The sequence below is a fragment of the Comamonas odontotermitis genome, from assembly GCF_014207855.1.
Lineage (GTDB): Bacteria > Pseudomonadota > Gammaproteobacteria > Burkholderiales > Burkholderiaceae_C > Comamonas > Comamonas odontotermitis_A.
Window position 1 is genome coordinate 1 of the sequence record NZ_JACHKZ010000034.1, and the last position, 20824, is coordinate 20824.

General features: G+C 59.8%; 22 protein-coding genes. 12 read left to right on the forward strand and 10 right to left on the reverse strand.

What is annotated here, in order from left to right:
* Both HNP33_RS18385 and HNP33_RS18390 read right to left on the reverse strand, forming a co-directional pair.
* On the reverse strand, positions 1–1259 hold a 1259-nt coding region (locus HNP33_RS18385), incomplete at its 3' end, for a hypothetical protein (protein ID WP_221452130.1).
* 541 nt (positions 1260–1800) lie between these two features.
* Complete coding sequence (locus tag HNP33_RS18390; protein ID WP_184711158.1) at positions 1801–2166, reverse strand: hypothetical protein; 366 nt, start codon at positions 2164–2166, stop codon at positions 1801–1803.
* An 81-nt stretch (positions 2167–2247) separates the two neighbouring features.
* Between HNP33_RS18390 and HNP33_RS18395 the strand changes: the two genes are divergently transcribed.
* The 7 genes from HNP33_RS18395 to HNP33_RS18425 all read left to right on the forward strand — a co-directional run bounded on the left by HNP33_RS18395 (position 2248) and on the right by HNP33_RS18425 (position 8215).
* Positions 2248–2880, forward strand: coding sequence for an ABC transporter ATP-binding protein (locus tag HNP33_RS18395; RefSeq protein ID WP_184711159.1), 633 nt, complete (start codon positions 2248–2250; stop codon positions 2878–2880).
* A gap of 150 nt (positions 2881–3030) precedes the next feature.
* Positions 3031–3858, forward strand: a complete 828-nt coding sequence (locus HNP33_RS18400; protein ID WP_184711160.1) for an undecaprenyl-diphosphate phosphatase — start codon at positions 3031–3033, stop codon at positions 3856–3858.
* Between the two features lie 237 nt (positions 3859–4095).
* Positions 4096–4623: a 2,4'-dihydroxyacetophenone dioxygenase family protein gene (locus HNP33_RS18405; protein ID WP_184711161.1), complete on the forward strand. Its 528-nt coding sequence runs from the start codon at positions 4096–4098 to the stop codon at positions 4621–4623.
* A gap of 3 nt (positions 4624–4626) precedes the next feature.
* On the forward strand, positions 4627–5373 hold the full coding sequence (locus HNP33_RS18410; RefSeq protein ID WP_184711162.1) for an SDR family NAD(P)-dependent oxidoreductase: 747 nt from the start codon (positions 4627–4629) through the stop codon (positions 5371–5373).
* A 34-nt stretch (positions 5374–5407) separates the two neighbouring features.
* Positions 5408–6388, forward strand: a complete 981-nt coding sequence (locus tag HNP33_RS18415) for a tripartite tricarboxylate transporter substrate binding protein (protein WP_184711163.1) — start codon at positions 5408–5410, stop codon at positions 6386–6388.
* A gap of 183 nt (positions 6389–6571) precedes the next feature.
* Positions 6572–7297, forward strand: coding sequence for an SDR family NAD(P)-dependent oxidoreductase (locus tag HNP33_RS18420; protein WP_184711164.1), 726 nt, complete (start codon positions 6572–6574; stop codon positions 7295–7297).
* Positions 7298–7408: 111 nt separating this feature from the next.
* Positions 7409–8215: an IclR family transcriptional regulator gene (locus tag HNP33_RS18425; RefSeq protein ID WP_184711165.1), complete on the forward strand. Its 807-nt coding sequence runs from the start codon at positions 7409–7411 to the stop codon at positions 8213–8215.
* Between the two features lie 123 nt (positions 8216–8338).
* On the opposite strand, the gene HNP33_RS18430 is transcribed toward HNP33_RS18425, so the two are convergent.
* Positions 8339–9163 (reverse strand): proteasome-type protease, encoded by an 825-nt coding sequence (locus HNP33_RS18430; RefSeq protein ID WP_184711166.1) that lies wholly within the window; start codon positions 9161–9163, stop codon positions 8339–8341.
* Positions 9160–11751: a DNA mismatch repair protein MutS gene (gene mutS, locus HNP33_RS18435; protein ID WP_184711174.1), complete on the reverse strand. Its 2592-nt coding sequence runs from the start codon at positions 11749–11751 to the stop codon at positions 9160–9162. Before mutS ends, HNP33_RS18430 begins: the two co-directional genes overlap by 4 nt.
* Before the next feature lie 319 nt (positions 11752–12070).
* Between mutS and HNP33_RS21375 the strand changes: the two genes are divergently transcribed.
* Together HNP33_RS21375 and HNP33_RS18445 are read left to right on the forward strand one after the other, a co-directional pair.
* On the forward strand, positions 12071–12448 hold the full coding sequence (locus HNP33_RS21375; protein WP_184711176.1) for a lysis system i-spanin subunit Rz: 378 nt from the start codon (positions 12071–12073) through the stop codon (positions 12446–12448).
* 14 nt (positions 12449–12462) lie between these two features.
* A complete protein-coding gene (locus HNP33_RS18445) occupies positions 12463–12726 on the forward strand; it encodes a hypothetical protein (RefSeq protein ID WP_184711183.1) in 264 nt (87 codons plus the stop codon).
* A 40-nt stretch (positions 12727–12766) separates the two neighbouring features.
* Here the strand turns inward: HNP33_RS18445 and HNP33_RS18450 are convergent, their stop codons facing one another.
* The 4 genes from HNP33_RS18450 to HNP33_RS18465 all read right to left on the reverse strand — a co-directional run bounded on the left by HNP33_RS18450 (position 12767) and on the right by HNP33_RS18465 (position 15902).
* Entirely contained in the window at positions 12767–13111 is a 345-nt protein-coding gene (locus HNP33_RS18450; RefSeq protein WP_184711184.1) for a hypothetical protein, read from the reverse strand.
* Entirely contained in the window at positions 13108–13653 is a 546-nt protein-coding gene (locus HNP33_RS18455) for an RHS repeat domain-containing protein (protein ID WP_184711185.1), read from the reverse strand. The genes HNP33_RS18450 and HNP33_RS18455 overlap by 4 nt, the downstream gene beginning before the upstream one ends.
* A gap of 30 nt (positions 13654–13683) precedes the next feature.
* A complete protein-coding gene (locus tag HNP33_RS18460; RefSeq protein WP_184749492.1) occupies positions 13684–14706 on the reverse strand; it encodes a transglutaminase family protein in 1023 nt (340 codons plus the stop codon).
* Between the two features lie 278 nt (positions 14707–14984).
* Entirely contained in the window at positions 14985–15902 is a 918-nt protein-coding gene (locus HNP33_RS18465; protein ID WP_325064957.1) for an inositol monophosphatase family protein, read from the reverse strand.
* Between the two features lie 160 nt (positions 15903–16062).
* On the opposite strand from HNP33_RS18465, the gene HNP33_RS18470 reads away from it, so the two are divergent.
* Together HNP33_RS18470 and cysE are read left to right on the forward strand one after the other, a co-directional pair.
* Positions 16063–16875: an RNA methyltransferase gene (locus tag HNP33_RS18470; protein WP_184711187.1), complete on the forward strand. Its 813-nt coding sequence runs from the start codon at positions 16063–16065 to the stop codon at positions 16873–16875.
* A gap of 40 nt (positions 16876–16915) precedes the next feature.
* Positions 16916–17695 carry a serine O-acetyltransferase gene (cysE, locus tag HNP33_RS18475; protein ID WP_184711188.1) on the forward strand — a complete coding sequence of 260 codons (780 nt, stop codon included), beginning with the start codon at positions 16916–16918 and terminating at the stop codon, positions 17693–17695.
* Positions 17696–17749: 54 nt separating this feature from the next.
* On the opposite strand, the gene HNP33_RS18480 is transcribed toward cysE, so the two are convergent.
* A complete protein-coding gene (locus tag HNP33_RS18480; RefSeq protein ID WP_184711190.1) occupies positions 17750–18196 on the reverse strand; it encodes a winged helix-turn-helix transcriptional regulator in 447 nt (148 codons plus the stop codon).
* Between the two features lie 173 nt (positions 18197–18369).
* On the opposite strand from HNP33_RS18480, the gene HNP33_RS18485 reads away from it, so the two are divergent.
* Positions 18370–19569: an MFS transporter gene (locus tag HNP33_RS18485; protein WP_325064959.1), complete on the forward strand. Its 1200-nt coding sequence runs from the start codon at positions 18370–18372 to the stop codon at positions 19567–19569.
* Positions 19570–19687: 118 nt separating this feature from the next.
* Here the strand turns inward: HNP33_RS18485 and miaA are convergent, their stop codons facing one another.
* A complete protein-coding gene (miaA, locus tag HNP33_RS18490; protein ID WP_184711192.1) occupies positions 19688–20716 on the reverse strand; it encodes a tRNA (adenosine(37)-N6)-dimethylallyltransferase MiaA in 1029 nt (342 codons plus the stop codon).
* Between the last annotated feature and the right edge of the window lie 108 nt (positions 20717–20824).

Here is a 20824-nt window from a genome sequence, read left to right on the forward strand (position 1 = left end):
ACCAGCTTGGAGAGATTCAACAGGCCCGCGTGGCAGGTGAGGGATGCAGTCGCGGGCGTATTGACCTGGCCGGTAGGCGAGACAAAATCCACGCCCGGGGTGATGGTGTTGGTGACCGCAGGCGCATTTGCGCAGGCCTGGCGACCAGCATCGGTATTGGGCCAGACCACAGGCACCGTGACAGAGCAGCCGCCCGAGGGAATGCCAAAGCCGGTAAAGGAGATGGCGTTCGAGCCCGGATTTGCAGTGAGCGTGCCGCTGGTGCAGGTATTGGAGACTGCGCCAGCGCCAATTTGCAACGGCGCAGGCAGATTGTCGGTGAGGTTGACTCCCGAGATGGCAACGGGCGTGCCGTTGGACAGCTGAATGGTCAGGGTTGTGGTGTTGTCCGTGCCGCCCAGATAGATATCAGCCTTGTCAAAGGACTTGGCCACCTTGGGCAGGCCGCATGCGCCGTTTTCTGAGGTGGCGGCGTTGATGAAGGCAGGGGCTATCTTGCCGCGGTTGGAATCCCATGGGGGAGAAACGAACGGCGAGACATCAACCACGGAAAAGACGCAAGCGCCTTTGCCTGCATTCGATTGTGCTGTGGGAATGAGAAGCCCGTATACGTTGTTGACGGGCGTTGATCCTGCGGGCGGAAAATTTGCTGGAGGGGTACCCGTGGCCAGGTAAAGGGCATTGCTTGCAGGCACCTGGTTGATATAGGTGATGTAGCCCCCGGCAAATGGATTCAAACCTGTGAATGAAGATGCAAAGGGCGAATTGGTGTTGAGCGGAAAGGACGCTATCGCATTCAAGTTACTTCCCAGCGAGAAGGTTGTTGCGGCACCGCCGTTCAATGCCGCAACCATCTTGGCTGCGTTGCCACCGTTGCCTGCTTCGCAGCAGCCGTCCACAAAGAAGACGATGGAGTTGGCCCAACGGTTTGCTACGGCGTTCTGGATCACTGCCCAATTGGTGTTGTCGATGGGGCTGTAGGTGCCTGCAACAATGACAATGTCATAAGGGCCAGGGGCGTTTGAGAACGTAGCCTGCGAGATGGCATTGGGATTGCTTAGCACATCCATCCGGGTGAGATTTCCTGCACCGACGACGCTTTGAAACTCACTCTGGAGATTGTTGTAAGCCAAAAGAGCATCAGAAGCTGTCTCATTGGAGGTCAGCATCAGCACCTTTTGGGCAAAGGCCATTTGGGTGCCGCTCCAGAGCAGCATGGCTGCGAGGATCAGCCTCACAAAGCGTATAGAAGTTCGCATATCTTCCTTGGAACCGTTTTCACTTGCAAAGCCGATGTAGCCAGGAATGCTAATGACCGTGTTGGCAAGTATGAGCTTGACTGTGTCTAGATGTGTTGGAAATTCTTCTTGCCGAATACCCGCCATCGCAACGCGTAGAAAAGATTTGATATTACATTTAGATAAAATCTATCAATTTCCTGTTATCAGTCTAAATTAAATATCATTAGGGGTCTATCTGGCAGCTGAATAGCCGAAGTGGAGTATTGCCGCAACTCACAATAGTTCACATTGCTGCTCGCAAGAAAGCCAGGGTCGGATCAGCGAAATGGGTCTGCGGGAGGGAGGGGCTCCTGCCAGCGGGGGGGCCTCTGTGTTCTGATCAAAAGAATGGCCGAGCTTGCCAATCGAAGGCCAAACCAAGAAGTGCCTCTCAGTGCCGCATCCGCTGGAAAATTTTGGAAGCGAACCTGGCTTTCAGGTGATTGAAATCACAAGAGTTGGAAAACGATGGCAATCCGAATCTGCGACATACACGCCATCAGGAAACGCAGGTTAACTTTTACTCCGCGTCCCCAAAAAACCGTGATTCCAGACTGGAGGCAAACGCTTCATTGCCGCTGATCGTCAGGCTCAGCTGTACGGCGTTGCAGTGTGCGGCATCTGGCGCAGACAGGCTGCGTTGGTGCGCATCCCAGTGCACGGAAAGCAGGTGGCCTGCCCCGCTTTGCAGCTGCACATCCAGATCCCACTGATGGCCGCGCTCCAGCGGCCCGGGCAGGCCGTATTGCGCAGTACACCAGGCCAGCACCTGCTCAATCTCCGCCTGCAACGCGGTCCAGCGCGCGGCAGTGGCGTAGGCCATGGCATCGAAGGTGGTGATTCCTTCGCCATCATCGCTGGTTTCAAAGTCCAGATAGTTGAGCATATTCGGGGTTTTCGCAGATCGAATAACGATTTTATGCTATGTTTTCAGGAGTTTATCGTTTCAAGACGGACAAGTACCAACATGGCACTGCAGTGGAATGCCTTGGAGTTTTCATACCCCGGATCGGGGCCGTTGCTGGCGGGCTGGCAGTGGCGGGCACAGCCGGGGCTGGTGCAACTGATAGACGGCTACAGCGCAGGCAAGACCACTGCCTTGCAACTGCTGGCCGGGCAACTGGCTGCGGGTGGTGGCAGTGTATTGGTGGATGGGCAGACCCCCGCTCAACTGCAGGCTGCGCACGCATTGTTCTGGCACGAGCCGCGCAAGCCGGAGACCATGCCGCCCGATACCACCACGCTTGCGCAATGGACGGATACTTTCCGCGCGCATTTTCCGCATTGGAACGATGGGGTGCTCGCCGAGATGCAGCAGGGCTTCGATCTGGTGCAGCACTGGCACAAGCCGCTATTGGCGTTATCGACTGGCAGTTTGCGCAAGGCAGTGATGGCGCTGGGCCTGGCAAGCGGTGCCCAACTGGTGCTGCTGGACGAGCCGCTGTCAGGACTGGACAAGCCCGCGCTGGCCTTTGTGCCGCAGGCATTGCTGCAAGCCGCCCGGAGCTTTGCGCAGGGCGGGCGCTATCTGGTGGTGGCGCACTATGAGCCATTGCTGGGTGCAGGCGCTGATGTACAGATACTGGAGCTTCCGAGTTAAGCAATTTTTAAGCCTTCTGGCCGCTGGAGATTGACTGGCGAGCGCTGGATGCTATCAATTTTTGTAAAATTTAGTGCCTTGTCCGTTTCCTGATGCAAAGCAGCGGGAGGGCGCCGGATAATCCGGAAAACCGATTTTTTGAGGATGATTGTGGACACCTTGTTATTGATCAAAGCAGCCATCATGGGTGTGGTGGAGGGGCTGACGGAGTTTTTGCCGATCTCGTCCACCGGTCATTTGATTCTGGCGGGCAGCCTGCTGGGCTTTGACGATGCCAAGGCCAAGGTGTTTGACATTGCCATCCAGACCGGCGCGATTTTCGCGGTGATTCTGGTGTACTGGCAAAAGATCCGTTCCACCCTGGTGGCCTTGCCCTCCAGCCGCCAGGCGCAGAGGTTCGCGCTCAATGTCCTCATCGGCTTTCTGCCCGCTGTGGTGCTGGGCCTGCTGTTTGGCAAATACATCAAGGCGCACCTGTTCACACCCACGGTGGTTGCCACGACCTTCATCCTGGGGGGCTTCATCATTCTGTGGGCAGAAAAGCGCCAGATGGGCCATGTGCGCGTGCAGTCGGTCGATGAGATGACGCCACTGGACGCCCTGAAGGTGGGCCTGGTGCAGTGCCTGGCCATGGTGCCCGGCACCAGCCGCAGCGGCTCCACCATCATCGGCGGCATGCTGATGGGTCTGTCGCGCCAGGCGGCAACGGATTTCTCATTCTTCCTGGCCATTCCCACGCTGATTGGCGCCGGTGTGTACAGCCTGTACAAGGAGCGTGCACTGTTGTCGATGGCAGATATTCCGCTGTTCTCCGTGGGCCTGATTTTCTCGTTTATCAGCGCCTGGCTGTGCGTGCGCTGGCTGCTGCGCTACATCGCCAGCAACAGCTTTGTGCCATTTGCCTGGTACCGCATTGTGTTCGGCATCATCGTGCTGGTGACGGCCGCTACGGGTGTGGTCACCTGGGCAGAGAGCTGATGTTGCGGTAGCGCTCTTCGCGTCTCATCGGATCCCGAAGCCCGGCTTGTACAAGCCGGGCTTTTTTGTTGGTGAAAACGCGGTGGTGATGACTTGGTTGTCAGACAACAATGAACAACGCCCTCGAAGACGGTGGCGTTGATGGCGTCGTGAGATACGGGTTTATCAGGAGGATGTCGTATGTCTGCGGCTTTTACAATTGTCCATATTATAAATTAATGTCCATATGGTGGATAAATGCCAGTAGAAACCACAGACCAGACCCCCTTGATGCCTTACCAGTACCCGAATCCGCCGGATGCCTTGCCCGAGATCGTGGTGGAAAGCGCCATTCCCACCGATGAGCGCCTGTGGGTGCCGCAGGCCGAGAACGTGTGGTTTCGCCCGCTGTGCCTCAATGCCAGCCAGGGCTATTGGATGAATCTGCTGAAGGTACGCAAATCGGGCGTGTTGAGCCGCCACCGCCACCCGCAGGCGGTGCACGGCTTTGTGCTCAAGGGCAAATGGAAGTACCTGGAGCACGACTGGTGGGCCAAGGAGGGCAGCTATGTGTTCGAGCCACCCGGAGAGACCCACACCCTGTACGTGCCCGAAGACTGTGAGGAGATGATCACCTACTTCCAGGTCAATGGCGTGATGTACTACACCGACCCGTGGGGCAAGGGCATGGGCTTTGAGGACGTGTTCACCAAGATCGACATGTGCCGCAAGCACTTTGAAGCCGTGGGGCTGGGTGCCGACTACGTCAAACAATTCATCCGCTAGGCCATGGACTGCAGCTACGACTTTTCGGGCCGGGTGGCCGTGGTGACGGGTGGCGGCAGTGGCATTGGTGCCTGCGTGGTGCAGGCGCTGCAGGCCGCCCATGCGCAGGTGGCGGTCTGGGATCTGCAGCCCGCCGGTGTAGGCCTTGTTGGGGAGGCGGATGCCGCGCCGCTGCACTGCGCCGCTGATGTGACCGATCCGGTCAGCATCCAGGCCGCGCTGGCGCACACCCTGGCGCGGTATGGCCGGGTGGACATTCTGGTGCACAGCGCGGGCATGACCGGGCCGACCATGGCACTCGATGCGTTCGACGATGCGGTGTGGAGCCGCGTGATCGAGGTCAATCTGCTGGGCACCTACAACGTCTGCAAGGCCGTGGTGCCCGTCATGCGCAGCCAGGGGTATGGCCGCGTGGTGCACATCGCATCGCTGGCGGGCAAGGAGGGCACGCCCAATGCGTCGGCCTACAGCGCGGCAAAGGCGGGTGTGTTGGCGCTGACCAAATCACTGGGTAAGGAGCTGGCGGGCACGGGGGTGCTGGTCAATGCGCTGGCGCCTGCTGCGGTGCGCACCCCGATCCTGGAACAGATGTCGCGCGAGCATGTGGCCACGATGGTGGCCAAGAGCCCGATGGGGCGGCTGGGCGAGCCGCAGGAGATTGCCGCGCAGGTGCTGTGGCTGGCGTCGGATGCGTGCAGCTTCAGCACCGGGGCGATTTTTGATGCATCAGGTGGCCGTGCGACCTATTGAAACAGCACGACAAAGTACAACCAGAGGAGACTGTATGAACTTGAACCCAACGCGCCGTGGCGCGCTCCGGCTTGCCGCGGCAGGCGCCGGTGCTGTGTTGATGGCCCTGAGCGGCGCAGCGCCGGCGGCAGATTTTCCCGCACGCCAGATCGAGCTGATCGTGCCTTTCCAGCCCGGTGGCGGCACCGACGGCGTGGCCCGCGCCTTTGGCGAGGCGGCACGCAAGCACATTCCGCAGAGCATCGTGGTGCTGAACAAGCCCGGCGCCAGTGGCGCGATTGGCTGGACGGACATGATCAACGCCAAGCCCGACGGCTACAAGCTGGCCGTTGTGACGGTGGAGCTGGTGACCTTGAAGCCCATGGGCCTGGCCAAGTTCTCCTACGACGATGTGACGCCGATCATCCAGTTCAATGCTGACCCGGCCGCCATCACCGTGCGGGCCGATGCGCCCTGGAACACGATCGAGGAGTTTCTTGCCGCATCCAAAAAGGACCCCGGCAAGATGGGCGTGGGCAACGCGGGCAATGGCTCCATCTGGCACTTTGCCGCAACGGCGCTGGGCGACAAGACGGGCATCAAGTTCAACCACATTCCTTTCCAGGGCGCGGGCCCGGCGGTGCTGGCGCTGATGGGTGGACATGTGGATGCCGTGGCCGTGAGCCCGGCCGAAGTGGCGCAGCAGCTGCAGGCGGGCAAGCTCAAGATGCTGACGGTGATGGCTGACCAGCGCGTGAAGAACTTCGACAAGGTGCCGACGCTGAAGGAAAAGGGCATCGATCTGAGCATTGGCACCTGGCGCGGCATTGCAGGCCCCAAGAACATGTCGCCCGAGGTGGTGAACTACTTGAAGACGGCTGCCAAGAAGACGATTGACGAGCCTGCCTTCCAGGAGGTGCTGTCCAAGCAGAACCTGGGCTTTGTCTACCGTGACGGGGCAGCATTCCGCGATCAGATGATGAAGGATGCGACGTATTTCGCAGACCTCATCAAGCTGTTGGACATGAAGAACTGATAGAACTGATCGGGGTTCTGAATCCAACGATCACTCCGCTGGTTTGGCGAAGGCGTTGCCTGCATATTTTGGGCAAGCCTTCGCGTGCACGATGGAGTGAGCCATGAAGTGAGCGAATCGCAGAAGTAGCAAGTAGCAGAAGTAGCAAGTAGCAGAAGTAGCAAGTAGCAGAAGTAGCAAGTGATGAGCACAACGTATCAGCAAGACCTGTTTGCAGGCAAAACCGCTTTGGTGGCAGGTGCCACTCAGGGCATCGGCGCAGTGATTGCCAACCAGCTGGCCGCCATGGGCGCGCGCGTGGTGGCGTTGGGGCTGGGGCAGGGCGACGGCACCCTGTCGCCCGCTGTGGAAGTGCGCGAGGCCGATGTGACGAGGCAGGACGATCTGGACCGCGTGCTGGCCGATCTGCCCGCGCTCGATATCGTGTTCAACTGCGCGGGCATCATCAAGCGCGGAGAAGAGCACGATGTCGAGGTCTTCCAGCGCGTGCTGGAGGTGAACCTGACCGGCACCATGCGCGTGTGCGCCGCAGTGCGCGGCAGGCTCAAGGCCACGCGCGGCTGCATCGTCAACACCGCATCGATGCTGACATTCTTTGGCGGAGGCCTGGTACCGGGCTATGCGGCCAGCAAGGGCGGCATCGGCCAGCTGACCAAGTCGCTTGCGATTGCCTATGCGGCCGATGGCATTCGCGTCAACGCCATTGCACCAGGGTGGATCGCCACGCCGCTCACCCAGGCGCTGCAGGATGACCCGGCACGCTCAGGGCCCATTCTCGCGCGCACGCCGCTGGGCCGCTGGGGCACGCCGCAGGATGTGGCACAGGCGGCCGTGTTTCTGTGCACGCCGGCGGCAAGTTTCATGACGGGGGTGATCTTGCCGGTCGATGGCGGCTACATGGTCAGCTAGCGGGCAAACCTCCCGGCGGAGCTTGCAATGCCGCATTGTGAAGGAGCGCTGCAGCAGCCGTGGGAAACACACCGGGCCTGCGTTATGCTTTGCGCTCGATTGGATGGACACATGGCAGCACCTTCTTCCCAGGCTGAAAACAGCGTCGCCGGTACGGCGGCGTTTTCCAAATTCATGCGCGTGCTGCAGCTCGTGGCCGACAGCCCCGAGCCGATTGGCATTGCCGAGCTGACCCGCGCCACCGGCTACCCGCGGCCCACGGTGCACCGCATGGTGGCGGCGCTGCAGGCCGAGCGCATGGTGGTGGAAGCGGGCAATACCCGCAGCTGGACCCTGGGCCCACGCCTGGTGCAGCTGGCCAGCCGCAGCTGGAGCCGCTCCGGCCTGCGCATGGCTGCGGTTGATGCGCTGCGCGCACTGCGCGATGCCACCGGCGAGACCATCCACTTTGCCGTGCCTTCAGGCCACAGCATGGTCTATATCGAGAAGCTGGAGAGCCCGAGCGCGGTGCAGATGTCTTCGCGCATTGGCACCAGCGTCAACCTGTATTCCACTGCTGTTGGCAAGGCTTACCTGGCAGCACTGGCTCCGCAAGCTGCCAGCGCCTTGATGGCGCAGCTGGCCTACGAGCCGCTGACGGCGCAAACGGTAGCCAGCGCCGAGGCGCTGCAGGTACAGGTGGATGCGGTGCGCGTGCGGGGCTGGTCCACCGACGCGCAGGAGAATGAAGAAGGCATCTACTGCTTTGGCGCGGCCGTGCTGGGCCCCGACGGCAGCCCGGTGGCGGCCATCAGCGTCAGCACCTTGCTGTTTCGCCAGAAGGAAGATGTGCAGGCGGCCTATATCCAGCCGCTGCTGCACGCGAGCCGCAGCATTGCGCAGCAACTGGCGCAGAACCCCAACCTCGTGCATGGCTGAGCGAGTCTATTGCTGCGGATTGCGCCGCTAGGCGCGCCCCTCGCAGCCCATACCTAGCCGGGCGCCCCTAGCCAGGCGCTCGCAAAGCCACTGCCGCGGCGCAAGGGAATCGCAAGCACGCTCTTACAGCATCGTTTGCGAATCGGTGATTTTCTTGACCGGTTTGGCGTGGCTGTGCGTAGGCTGGATCGAGTCCGCAGCGTTGCCATGGTCCCAGCGCGGGTCGTCGATGCTGTCAAAAGCCTGGCGCAGCTTGTCGCCCCAGGTGCTGCGCACCATGCGAAAGTACGCATTGTGCTCGTCGATGCAAGCAATGTTGTCGCATTGCAGTGCGTCGGTGTCGTACACCACCAGATCGAGCGGCAGGCCGACCGACAGGTTGGATTTGAGCGTGCTGTCCATCGACACCAGTGCGCATTTGGCCGCTTCGTTCAAGGGCGTGCGGGGCGTGAGCACCCGGTCGAGCACGGGCTTGCCATACTTGGCTTCACCGATCTGGAAATAGGGTGTCTCGGCCGTGGCTTCGATGAAGTTGCCCGCCGAGTACATCTGAAAGAGGCGCGGGCTCTCGCCTGCGATCTGGCCGCCGAACACCAGGCTGCAGTTGAAATCGACACCTGCACGCTCCAGCGCCTTGCCGTCGCGTTCATACACATGGCGCACGGCCGCGCCCAGCACGCGCGTGGCCTCGAACATGCTCTTGGCGTTCCAGATCGTGATCGGCGGGCCGCCGTTTTCGTCTTCCAGTTGCTGGGTCTGCAAGATCTCGCGCACGGATTGCGAGATCGACAGGTTGCCGGCAGACAGCAGCACCAGGAAGCGCTCGCCGCGCTTTTCATACACCATCATCTTGCGGAAGGTGCTGATATGGTCGAGACCCGCATTGGTACGGGAGTCGGAGAGGAACACCAGTCCGGCGTTCAGTTTGATCGCTACACAGTAGGTCATGACTTGTCTGCGAGTCGCTTGAGAGAGTAGAGAAGATCGAGTGCGTCGCGCGGTGTCAGTGTGTCGGGCTGCAGCTCGCGCAGCTTCGCTTCCACTGCGCTGGGCGTGGGTATATCGGCCGATGCAGGTTCCACAAACAGATCGACCTGCGTGTCGTTGGCGGCCTGGCGCGATTCCAGCGCCGCCAATGCATGGCGCGCATGGGTCAGCACCGGCGCAGGCATGCCGGCCAGCTTGGCCACTTGCACACCGTAGCTGCGGCTGGCCGGGCCGGGTTGCAGCTCGTGCAGAAACACGATGTCGCTACCCGCTTCGGTTGCCGCTACATGCATGTTGATGGCGTGTCTGGCCTTGGCGGGCAGCTCGGTCAGCTCGAAGTAGTGCGTGGCAAACAGCGTCAGTGCGCGGGTTTTGTCGTGCAGGTGCGTGGCAATGCCGCTGGCCAGGGCCAGCCCGTCGAAGGTACTGGTGCCGCGGCCAATTTCATCCATCAGCACCAGGCTGTTGGGTGTGGCGCTGTGCAGGATCTGCGCGGCCTCGGTCATTTCGAGCATGAAGGTCGATTGCGCATTGGCCAGGTCGTCCGCCGCGCCAATGCGGGTGTGGATGGCATCGATGGGCCCGAGCAGGCAGCGCGTGGCGGGCACATAGCTGCCCATGCTGGCAAGCAGGGCGATCAGAGCCACCTGGCGCATATAGGTCGATTTACCGCCCATGTTGGGGCCGGTAATGATCTGCAGCCGCTGGTGGGTGGACAGGCGCGTGTTGTTGGCGATGAACGAGGCGTTGGAGGTTTCTGCCAGGCGGGCCTCCACCACCGGATGGCGGCCGCCATCGATGTCGATGCAGGGCTCGGGCACGAACTGAGGCGCACACCAGTTCAACGTGAGCGAGCGCTCGGCGAGCGCACACAGCGCGTCCAGCGACGCAATGGCTTGCGCCACCTTGCTGAGCTGGCCAACATGGGGCTGCAACTGGTCCAGCACCTGCTCGTACAGCCATTTTTCGCGCTGCAGTGCACGCTCCTGCGCAGACAGGGCCTTGTCTTCGAAGGCCTTGAGCTCTGGCGTGATGAAGCGCTCGGCATTCTTGAGCGTCTGGCGGCGGCGGTAGTCATCCGGTACCTTGCCAACGTGGCTGCTGGTCACTTCAATATAGAAGCCATGCACCTTGTTGAACTGGACGCGCAGGTTGGTGATGCCGGTGCGGGCTTTCTCGCGCGTTTCCAGGTCGAGCAGGAACTCGTCGCAATTGGTCTGGATGCCGCGCAGTTCGTCGAGCTCTGCATCAAAGCCGTTGGCGATCACGCCGCCGTCGCGCACCAGCGCGGCAGGCTCGGGAGCGATGGCTTGGATGAGCAACTCCATCGCATCGCGTGGGGGCTGCAATGCATCAAAAATATGGTTCAAAAGCGGTGCTGGCGCAGAGCCATTGCGCGCCAATTGCTCTGCTTTTTGTAGTGTCAGCCCGAGTGCCACCAGTTCGCGTGGGCGCACCTGGCGCAAGGCGATACGGGCCGTGATGCGTTCGACATCGGAGACGCCTTTGAGCTCGGTGCGCAGAATCTGCCAGGGCGCGGCCGATGCGGCGGCGCTGTCGCCGCGCAGCACACCAATGGCTTGCAGGCGCGCGCTGGCTTCGCTGCGGTCGCGGCTGGGCTCCAGCAGCCAGGCTTTGAGCAGGCGGCTGCCCATGCCGGTCTGGCAAGTGTCGAGCAGCGAGAACAGGGTCGGGCTGTCTTCACCGCGCAGGGTTTTGACCAGCTCCAGATTGCGGCGCGTAGTGGCTGGCAGGTTGATGAGGGCATCATCGCGCACCACGTGGATGCTGTGCACATGCGGTAGCGCGCGGCCCTGGGTGTGTTCGGCGTACTGCAGCAGTGCGCCGGCTGCGGCATGGGCCGCGTACAACTCTTGCGCGTTCCAGGCCTGGAGGCTGGCAGCGCCCAACTGCTCCAGCAGCTTGCGTTCACCCAGTTTTTCGTCAAACTGCCAGTCGGGACGCAGGGTGAGCGGGCAGGCCAGCACGCCGCTGCTGCGCAATTGGTAAAGGTCTTGTTCAAAGCGCTGTGTGGCACCGGCGCTGTAGGCGACTTCGCTGGGCGCGATGCGTCCCATCCAGCCCGCCAAGTCTTCATTGGTGCATTCGGCCATGAAGATCTTGCCCTGTGTGACGCTGAGCCAGGCCAGGCCACAGCGCGCGCGTGGCGCCTGGTGCACCACCAGCAGCATGGCCTCGGCCTTGTCGCTCATCAATTCGCTATCGGTCACCGTGCCGGGGGTGACCACACGCACCACCTTGCGCTCCACCGGGCCTTTGCTCGCTCCAACTTCGCCTACCTGTTCGCAGATCGCCACGGATTCGCCCAGTTTGATCAGGCGGCCAAGGTAGTTTTCCAGCGCATGGAAGGGCACGCCCGCCATCGGGATGGGTTGGCCCGCCGACTGGCCGCGCTGCGTGAGCGTGATGTCGAGCAGCTGGGCGGCCTTTTCGGCATCGCCATAGAACAGCTCGTAGAAATCCCCCATGCGGTAGAACAGCAGGGTGTTGGGGTGGTCAGCCTTTGCAGCGTGGTATTGCTGCATCATCGGCGTGTGCGCTGAAAAATCAGCTTTTGTAGGTGCTTGAACTTCTATGTTTTTCAATCTCATCTATTTGTTTTTATTGGAATAAATCCAAATATCAATGTCCGCTATCGATGGATCTACATCTGACTTGCATGGGCCTGCACTGATTAGAATAGCGTAGGAAAAGAGAAGTTCTTTAAATCATCCTACGCCGGTGCGGTTGGTACGCTATAAGTCCTACGCTTGGCTATCTACATCTAATGGTACGCCATGACGTTTGACCATGGGCCGCAAAGCTGTTTAAAACGGATGAACATATGACTGTACAGCAGTGCGCGAGGTGCTTCAGGCCACACAGCTCAACCCAACAGCAATCGCGGCTATAGACACTCAACTATCAGAAGAAAGAACTGCAGAAAAGCAGGAAGCTTATCGCCTGCGCTGCTGTATTGCCACTGGCACTTATGAGGTGCGGCTCCACGCTAATCGAGTCGTCTGCAGCACCGGCACAACCACGGCGGCCGGGGCCTCGATGCCGTCCCCAGCAGGTTTGACGATGCAAGCCCTCGCACTCGATGGAGAAACTGGACTCGCTGTTCTTGATCTCAGATCCAGCGTCAGAGACGATGCAGCAAAGCTCCAGTATCTACAAGCCTACGCCAGGCAGTGCGCCGGGATTGAAGCCCAAAACCAACAAGTAGACATGCACCCAAGGTGAGCTAGGATGTATGCATGACTGATGATGAACGTCGTGCATACCTTTCAAAAATCCAGCAAGAGGGGGAGGCATCGTTTCGCCCGGGCTGGCCTATGGATAGACGGTATCCATACGATTCGCCGGAATACAAGGCGTTCGAGGCGGGCTGGAAGAAGGTAGGGAGTTACCAGGCGGCAGTGCCAATGCCGTCCTGGATGCAGAACCCGGTGCCATACAAGCCTCCTGCCAAGTTCAACGCATATGCAGAGGCTAGAGGCAAATCTCAACCAGAAGATTGAGCGAATGCCTCAATGCAAATTCGATGGTCGTTAAATTTATTTATTCTTTTGATATAAAAAATCCGTCACAGCCACCATCTACATAATAAACCACATGATAAATTGGTAGCTTTGATTCGCTATTTATTATCTTATAATCAATTCTTTTTGGCATTGCATTTAAATATTCTTTGATTTCTAGATTGTTATCTAGCCAATTGATGTTTTTTAATATTGAATAATTTTTTTTATTTTTCTCTCCGCAAATTTCCGGATCTTTAATCATTCTGGAAACTTTGTAAAAAACATCATCATTTGTCAAAAACAAGGTGTATAAAAAGCTATTATAAAGGAATCCCAATATAGCAGCTGCAGCCAAAATAATTATAATTATATATTTTTTCATTTCTTAAAGAAGTTCATAATTCTCATCTTGCAAGAATTTATTACGCATCCCTCTACACATTGTTGGGCAGCATTTATGCAACTGCTACTAACAACATTGTAATGACTTGGTCTATTGGCATTATTTCTGCATGCCAAAATACACTGATCGGTGTATGCTTCATCGCAAGAAGAAACCGCAGCGCAATAGCTTCCTGAAACCTTATCATTGTCAGGGACGTAAGCTCCATTGCTGTTAATCATAGCTTCCCATGGTCCTTTGGGTTTTGTTCCGCTAGCCATTGATGGATACCATCCTTCACAATTTCCATTCACACATGTGAACATATGAGGCCAGTTTCCTCCGCCACCTGGATGAGTACAGACTTGCGATGCCAGTCCGAGAGGGTCTATATAACGTGTTGGGTTATTTTCTGCATATGCAAATCGATTCCAACCACCATCCATTCCAATTGGGTCGGCTTGAATATAGCGGGCGAAAGTAGGACTCAGGGACAGCACAAGCAGCGTGCTCACAAGTACCCAGTGTAAAAATTTAATCATTCGCATTCTTCTTCACCTCAAAGTAATTTGTTATTTCTGCTTGAACGGTGGATCGTCTGTTTTGGGATCTTGTGGCCGCCATCCCAAGGCCAAGGCTTGGGACTCGTACCCCTTCATCTTGGCCTGGAGTTCATGATAGCGAGGTTGTAGGTTTGCTGGAATATCGATTGGCCTACTGTATTTTTGTACAAACTCAGTCCGCAGCATAGCTACGCTGATGTTGTGTTTGGACAAGATCAATGTGATGCTTTTGGGGTTGTATTTCTCCAGCAACTCTGTCAAGGCAAGTTCCTTTTGGAGGTCGCCGTCATCCCAATACTTTTCCAGCAGGATTTCTGGAATCGCGGCAACCGCTTCTTTTCTGGTTTGCGGGCGCATGTATATGCCAGATTTGATGGCTTCAGGGGTGATGTTTGACTGCTGTTGCATCCACACATCTCGCGTAAAGCCAGCACCGCTGGTGGTTTCCAGGTTGTAGTACTGGCCATCTTTGTCACGCCATTTGACAAAGACATGATTGGGCGCGCGTGCAGTGGTCATGTCCAGCCCAATCCTTTGCCCAAGGATCACAAACAGCAAGGGCATGGAGATGCAGTTGCCTTTTTTCGTGGCGAGGTAAGTGGTCAGCAGCCTGTTCTTGGGGATCTTCCCTAGTGGGTCTTGCAGGTCGTACTCAAAGGGCCTTTGGTTGTTCCAACTGTTGGGCTTGTAGACGAGTTCTCGCAAAATTTCGAGCTTGGTGCGATCCGATGCACCTGGCGGCAATTGGGCTTGGATGCCCTTGGTCATCTTGTCGAGCAAGGCCAATGTGGCCTCTACATCAATGGAAGGGTCGATCATTCGATCCACTTCCAGCTTGGTGCGGGCAAGGTCTATTTTGTCGTCTGGCTGTTCCAGCAATCGCTGGACGGCAAGGTAGTTGTTGTCCTTGACGGCTCGTTGTGCGTGTGCGTGGGGTGCAAGAACAAAAACGAAAGCGCAAGAAAGAAGGTAGCTGCGCCAATCGAATAAGGATGCGAAGCGCTTGGATGTTTGTTCTCTTCTGTGAGGCATCTCCCGATTCTGCCTCTTGAAGAGAATGACATTGTCAGTCGTTACGCGCAAACAACATTCAAGTAGCGTAGATGAAAGTGTAGGAAATGAAAGATCAGAGCCCATTTAGCTATAGAAATACCCCGATGCATCATTGGCCTGAGCGCTGAAAAATCCCCCTTCTTGGCGGCGAATTGTGTTTGGCAACTGTGCGGGCTATGGCAACTGCATGAAAAAAGCCCACAGGCCAATGCTGGGCCTGCGGGCTTTTGTCGTTATGTTGCAGTCGGTGCGAAGGCTTATTCGGCCTTGCCGTCTTCCTGGGACTGGCCTTCTTCGGTTTGCGGGGCACTTTCCGCAGCGTTGTTTTCCAGCGACTGGCGCACGGCAGCCTTGTCACCAGCGCCTGCGAACTTGCTGTACTTGGCCAGCACGGGCACCAGTTGGCCATAGATGCGGGGGGAGCCTGCGAGGATTTCGCGTTGCTCCAGGAAGTCGGCTTCTCCGGTGAAGTTGCCAGCCAGGCCGCCAGCCTCGGTCACCAGCAGCGAGCCTGCCGCCACATCCCAGATGCTGAGGCCGGCTTCAAAGAAGGCATCGCTGAAGCCCGCTGCCACGTAGGCCAGGTCCAGCGCTGCTGCGCCGGGGCGGCGCACGCCGCTGGTGCGCTGCATCACATCGCCGAGCATGGCCATGTATTGCTTGAGGTTGTCGCCGGGGCGGTAGGGGAAGCCGGTGGAGACCAGGGCCTCGCGCAGCATGGTGCGCTTGGAGACGCGGATACGGCGCTCGTTGAGGAAGGCGCCACGGCCGCGCGTGGCGGTAAACAGGTCGTTGCGGGTCGGGTCGTACACCACGGCCTGCTCGATGCGGCCATTCACGGCCAGTGCAATGCTCACGCAGTAGACGGGAAAGCCGTGGATGAAGTTGGTGGTGCCATCCAGCGGATCGATGATCCAGATGTGGTCGGAATTGCGATTGCCGTACTCGTTGCCCGATTCCTCGGCCAGGATGCCGTGGCCAGGGTAGGCGGTCAGCAGGGTTTCGATGATGGCTTGCTCGGCCTGCTGGTCCACCTCGGTCACAAAGTCGTTCACCTGTTTGGTTGACACCCGTACCGCTTCCACGTCAAGCGCGGCACGGTTGATGATGGCGCCTGCGGCGCGAGCGGCCTTGATGGCCATGTTGAGCATGGGGTGCAGGGAGGAGGACGACATAAATTGTGTGGGCGTAGAGAGTGCAGCAAAAACGCTGCGGGACGCTGGGGCAAGAGCAATCTGTGATCGGCGCCGGCGATGCGGCAGCGACAATAGGGGCCAGATTGTACCCGTGCTCGGAAAATCGCGCTCGGGACTACCGAATTTGGATTCCGACTTTATGAAAACCCGCTTTGTCCTGATTGAAACCAGCCACGCCGGCAATGTGGGCGCTGCTGCCCGCGCCATCAAAACCATGGGTTTTGACGATCTGGTGCTGGTGCGCCCCCGCTGGAGCAATGTGCTGCGCAAGGAAGAAACCATCCAGCGTGCCAGTGGCGCCCTGGATGTGCTGGCCAACTGCCGTATCGTGCAGACGGTGGATGAGGCGCTGGAGGGCATGAGCCATCTGTGCGCCACCGCGATGACGCCGCGCGACTTTGGCCCGCCCGCCCGCACTCCGCGTGCGCACTTCGAGATGCTGCTGAGCGGAGGCCTGGTGCCATTGCAGGACGGGTGCGAGCAGCCGGTTTTGCCTGTCGCGGATGCAATGGGTGCGGCCACGGCCAATCTCAGCGGCGAGACCGGCATCGCCTTTCTGTTTGGCTGCGAGCGCTACGGCATGGCCAATGAAGACGTGTACCGCTGCCATGTGGCGCTGTCGATCCCGACCAACCCCGATTTCGGCTCGCTCAACCTGGCGTCGGCTGTGCAGGTGGTAGCTTATGACTGGCGCCAGGCTCTGGGCGGCTACGCCGTGCAGGACGTGGCCGCGCATGGTGAGCGTGCCGATGCACAGCAGGTGGCCGGCATGCTGGCGCACTGGCAGCAGGCCTTGGTCGAGGTCGGTTTTCTCGACCCCGATGCACCCAAGAAGCTGATGCCGCGCCTCAACCAGATGTTCAACCGCGCGCAACTGACCCAGGAGGAAATCCACATTCTGCGTGGTGTTGCCAAGGCCATGCTGCGCACGGCAGAGGCCGCAAGCCGCTAGACTGCGGGACTTCCCCTACAAAAACAGATTCCACGTTTCCATGTTTGACCGCCTGCGCTCCGATATTCAGTGCATCCTGGACCGCGACCCTGCGGCCCGCAGCCGCTGGGAGGTCATCACGTGTTATCCGGGCCTGCATGCCATCTGGCTGCAACGCCCCGCGCACTGGTGCTGGAACCATGGCCTCAAGTGGACGGGACGCTTCATCTCGCACATGGCTCGCTGGTTCACGGGGATCGAAATCCACCCCGGCGCGCAAATTGGCCGCAATGTCTTCATCGACCACGGCATGGGCGTCGTCATTGGCGAGACTGCTGTGGTGGGCGATGGCTGCACCATCTACCACGGCGTGACGCTGGGCGGTACCACACTCTACAAGGGCGCCAAGCGTCACCCCACGCTGGGCAAGGATGTGGTGGTGGCCGCTGGCGCCAAGGTGCTGGGCGGCTTTGAGGTGGGCGACGGCGCCAAGATCGGCAGCAACGCTGTGGTCATCAAGCCTGTGCCCGCAGGGGCGACGGCGGTGGGCATTCCTGCGCGCATCATCCCGTCCAAGGAAGGCGCCAGCGCCGATGTGACCGAAGCCCCGGCAGACCGGAAGTTTGCCGCCTATGGCGTGACGCAGGAAGACGACCCGCTCTCCAAGGCCATGCGCGGCATCATCGACAGCGCCGCCGGGCATGAACAGCAGATCACCATGCTCTGGGCCGCGATCGAGAAGCTGTCAGTGCAAAGCAAGGTAGGCGACTGTGTGCCGTGCGATGCCCAGCGCGAGGCCGAGTTCGAGGCCAAGAAACTCAGCGATCTGGTGGGCAAGTAAGGGGCGACACGGCCCCGCTTCAGGCCAGTCATTGCTGGCCGGGGAAGGCTTGCCTTAGCCCGGCTTGCGCACCACGGCATCGTCTGGCAGGAGCTCCTGGCCGCTTTCTGTCTGCGGCGCCATGTGCTGGATGGGCGCTCCTGTGCTTTTCTCCACCAGAACCGAACGTGCCTCTGCGGGCGCGAACAACTGGCTCTCCCCCCATTGCCTGAGCGCCACCACCACCGCAAACAGGCGCTTGCCTTTGTCCGTCAGCACGTACTCCTGGTAGGCGCTACCGTCTGACGCGGGCTGTGTCTGCAGGATGCCCGCATTTACCAGCTTGCGCAGCCGATCGGACAGGATATTGCGCGCAACGCCCAGGCTGCGCTGAAAGTCTCCGAAGCGCTGCGCGCCGTCAAAAGCATCCCGCACGATGAGCAGCGACCAGCGGTCGCCCACGGCATCCAATGCACGCGCGACCGGGCAGGTTTCTGGATTCGAAGGGGTGGTGCTGGACATGGATGCCTCGGTTGGTTGCATTGGAATGGGTTGTGTGGTTGCATTTTAAAACTGGCCTGCATAGAATGCATCTGGTTTTATTTTAAAACTAGATTTTGAAGGCATGGTGCAAGATGAAGACGCAGCCTTACCAGCTTCCTGCAGGGCAAGTGGAGCAGCCGCGCGATCAGCCCATGGGCATGCCTGCCGCCCTGGTTCTGCTTTTTGCGGTGGCCAGTGGCATGAGCGTTGCCAATGTCTATTACGCGCAGCCCTTGCTGGATGCGCTGGCGGAGGAATTTCACATCAGCTACGCGGCAGTGGGTGGCGTGATCACCGCGACCCAACTGGGCTGTGCGCTGGCTTTGTTGTTGTTGGTGCCACTGGGCGATCAGCTTGATCGGCGTCAATTGATGGCCTGGCAACTGGCGGGCCTGGTGGTGGCCCTGCTGGCGGTGGGAGCCGCTCAGACGACGGCAATGCTGATGGGTGCCATGCTGGCCGTCGGCTTGCTGGGTACTGCCATGACGCAAGGCCTGATCGCCTACGCCGCCAGCGCGGCCCGGCCCCATGAGCAAGGCCGTGTGGTGGGCAGCGCGCAGGGCGGGGTCTTCATTGGCTTGCTGCTGGCGCGCGTTTTTGCCGGGGTCGTGGGCGATGCAGCAGGCTGGCGCGGGGTTTATTACTGTTCCGCAGCCATGATGGTGGTCATCGGCCTGCCCCTGTGGTGGCGGCTGCCTTTGCTACACCTCAAGCCAAGCTCGCTCAGTTACCTGCCATTGATCGCATCCATGGGCGGTTTGCTGCGCCGCGACCGGGTCTTGCAGGTGCGGGGCGTGCTCGCGATGCTCATGTTTGCCGCTTTCAGCATTTTCTGGAGCAGCCTGGTTCTGCCGCTGCGGGCTGCGCCCTTTGGCTATTCGCACACGGCCATCGGCATGTTCGGGTTGGCCGGGGTGGCGGGGGCCTTGGCGGCTGCGCGGGCAGGGCGCTGGTCAGACCAGGGTTTTGCGCAGCGCAGTTCCGTAGCCGCGTTGGCGGTGTTGCTGTTGGCATGGCTGCCATTGGGCGTGCTGGGCTGTGCGCCTGGCGCTGCCTGGGCGCTGTGGGCGTTGGTGCTGGGCATTGTGCTGCTGGATCTGGGGGGCCAGGCCCTGCATGTCACCAACCAGAGCCTGATCTTCCGCCGTCAAGCGGGCGCGCACAGCCGCCTGGTAGCTGCGTACATGCTTTTCTATGCGGTGGGCAGCGGACTGGGCGCCATCAGCGCTACCGCCATTTACGCGCATGCTGGCTGGCGCGGTGTGTGCATGCTGGGCGCTGCAGTGAGTGGCGCAGCGCTCGTGTTCTGGTGGATGACGCGGCGGTATATGGAGGATGAGACGGTTGGTTGATGCCTGCCGCCATTCTGGAGGGCAGTTGCAGGCGGTGCCTGCTGTATGTTTTGGATACTTGGCGCTTGATGCATGGGCACTACTCGGGCACTACTCGGGCACTACCCCGCACTTTTCTTTAAATTCTGCCGGATGCAGCGAGCTGCTGCCGTGCGGCTGCCAGCCATTGCTTCTGCGCATCGGGGGCATCGCAGGCCATGGTGTGGCGCTGCGGCATGCTGCGCAGCCAGGTGATCTGCCTTTTGGCCAACTGGCGGGTGGCGGCAATGCCGCGCTCGCGCATGTCTGCCCATAGCGCGGGCGGGATATCGGCCTGGGTGGCCACGCTGATGCCCTGCGCAGCGCAGGTGTCGAGCATTTCCCACATCTGGCGGTAGCCTACGCAGCGCATCGAGGGCAGATTCAGGTGCAGGTCGCCGCGTGCGCGCAGCTGCAGCATTTCGCCCAGAAAGTTCTGTGCCAGCATCTGGTCGTAGCGCAAGGCAATGCGTTCGTGCAGCCAGGCGCGCTCGGCAGGCTCCAGGCTGAAGAGCTGAAAGCCCGGTGCCAGCTGCAGCAATGGGGAAGGGCGTTTTTGCTGTGCATGGAAGTGCGACAGCGGCTTGCCCGTGATGCGCCACACCTCCAGCGCGCGCTGCACGCGCTGGCTGTCGCCGGGGGCGAGGCGTTGGGCGGTGGCGGGGTCTACCTGGGTGAGCAGGGTGTGCATGTGTGGCCAGCCGTGTTCGGCCGCTTCCGCATCCAGTGCGGCGCGCACGGCGGCATCGGCTGCTGGCATGTCGTCGATGCCGTCCATCAGCGCCTTGAAATACAGCATGGTTCCGCCCACCAGCAGGCTCACGGCGCCGCGCTGGTGAATCTGCGCAATCAGCGCCAGCGCGTCGCGCACAAACTCGGCAGCGCTGTAGGAATCCAGCGGGTCGCGGATGTCGAGCAGGTGGTGGGGGATGCCGGCTTGTTCTGCAGGGCTGGGCTTGGCCGAGCCAATGTCCATGCCGCGGTAGATCAGGGCGGAATCGACGCTGATGATCTCGACCGGCCGCGCACCAGCCAGCTGCTGCGCCAGCGCAATGGCGGCACCGGTCTTGCCGGAAGCGGTAGGGCCAGCCAGGCCCAGGCACAGAGGGGAGTCAGCAGCGAATGGCACAGTGGGTCAGCAAGAAAAAGAGTCCCTGCGCACTGGGTGCGTGCGCAGGCAGCTATCAATTCGTGAGTAAAGCGGAACCGCCAGTGTAGAGCCAAAAGTGAAGCTGGT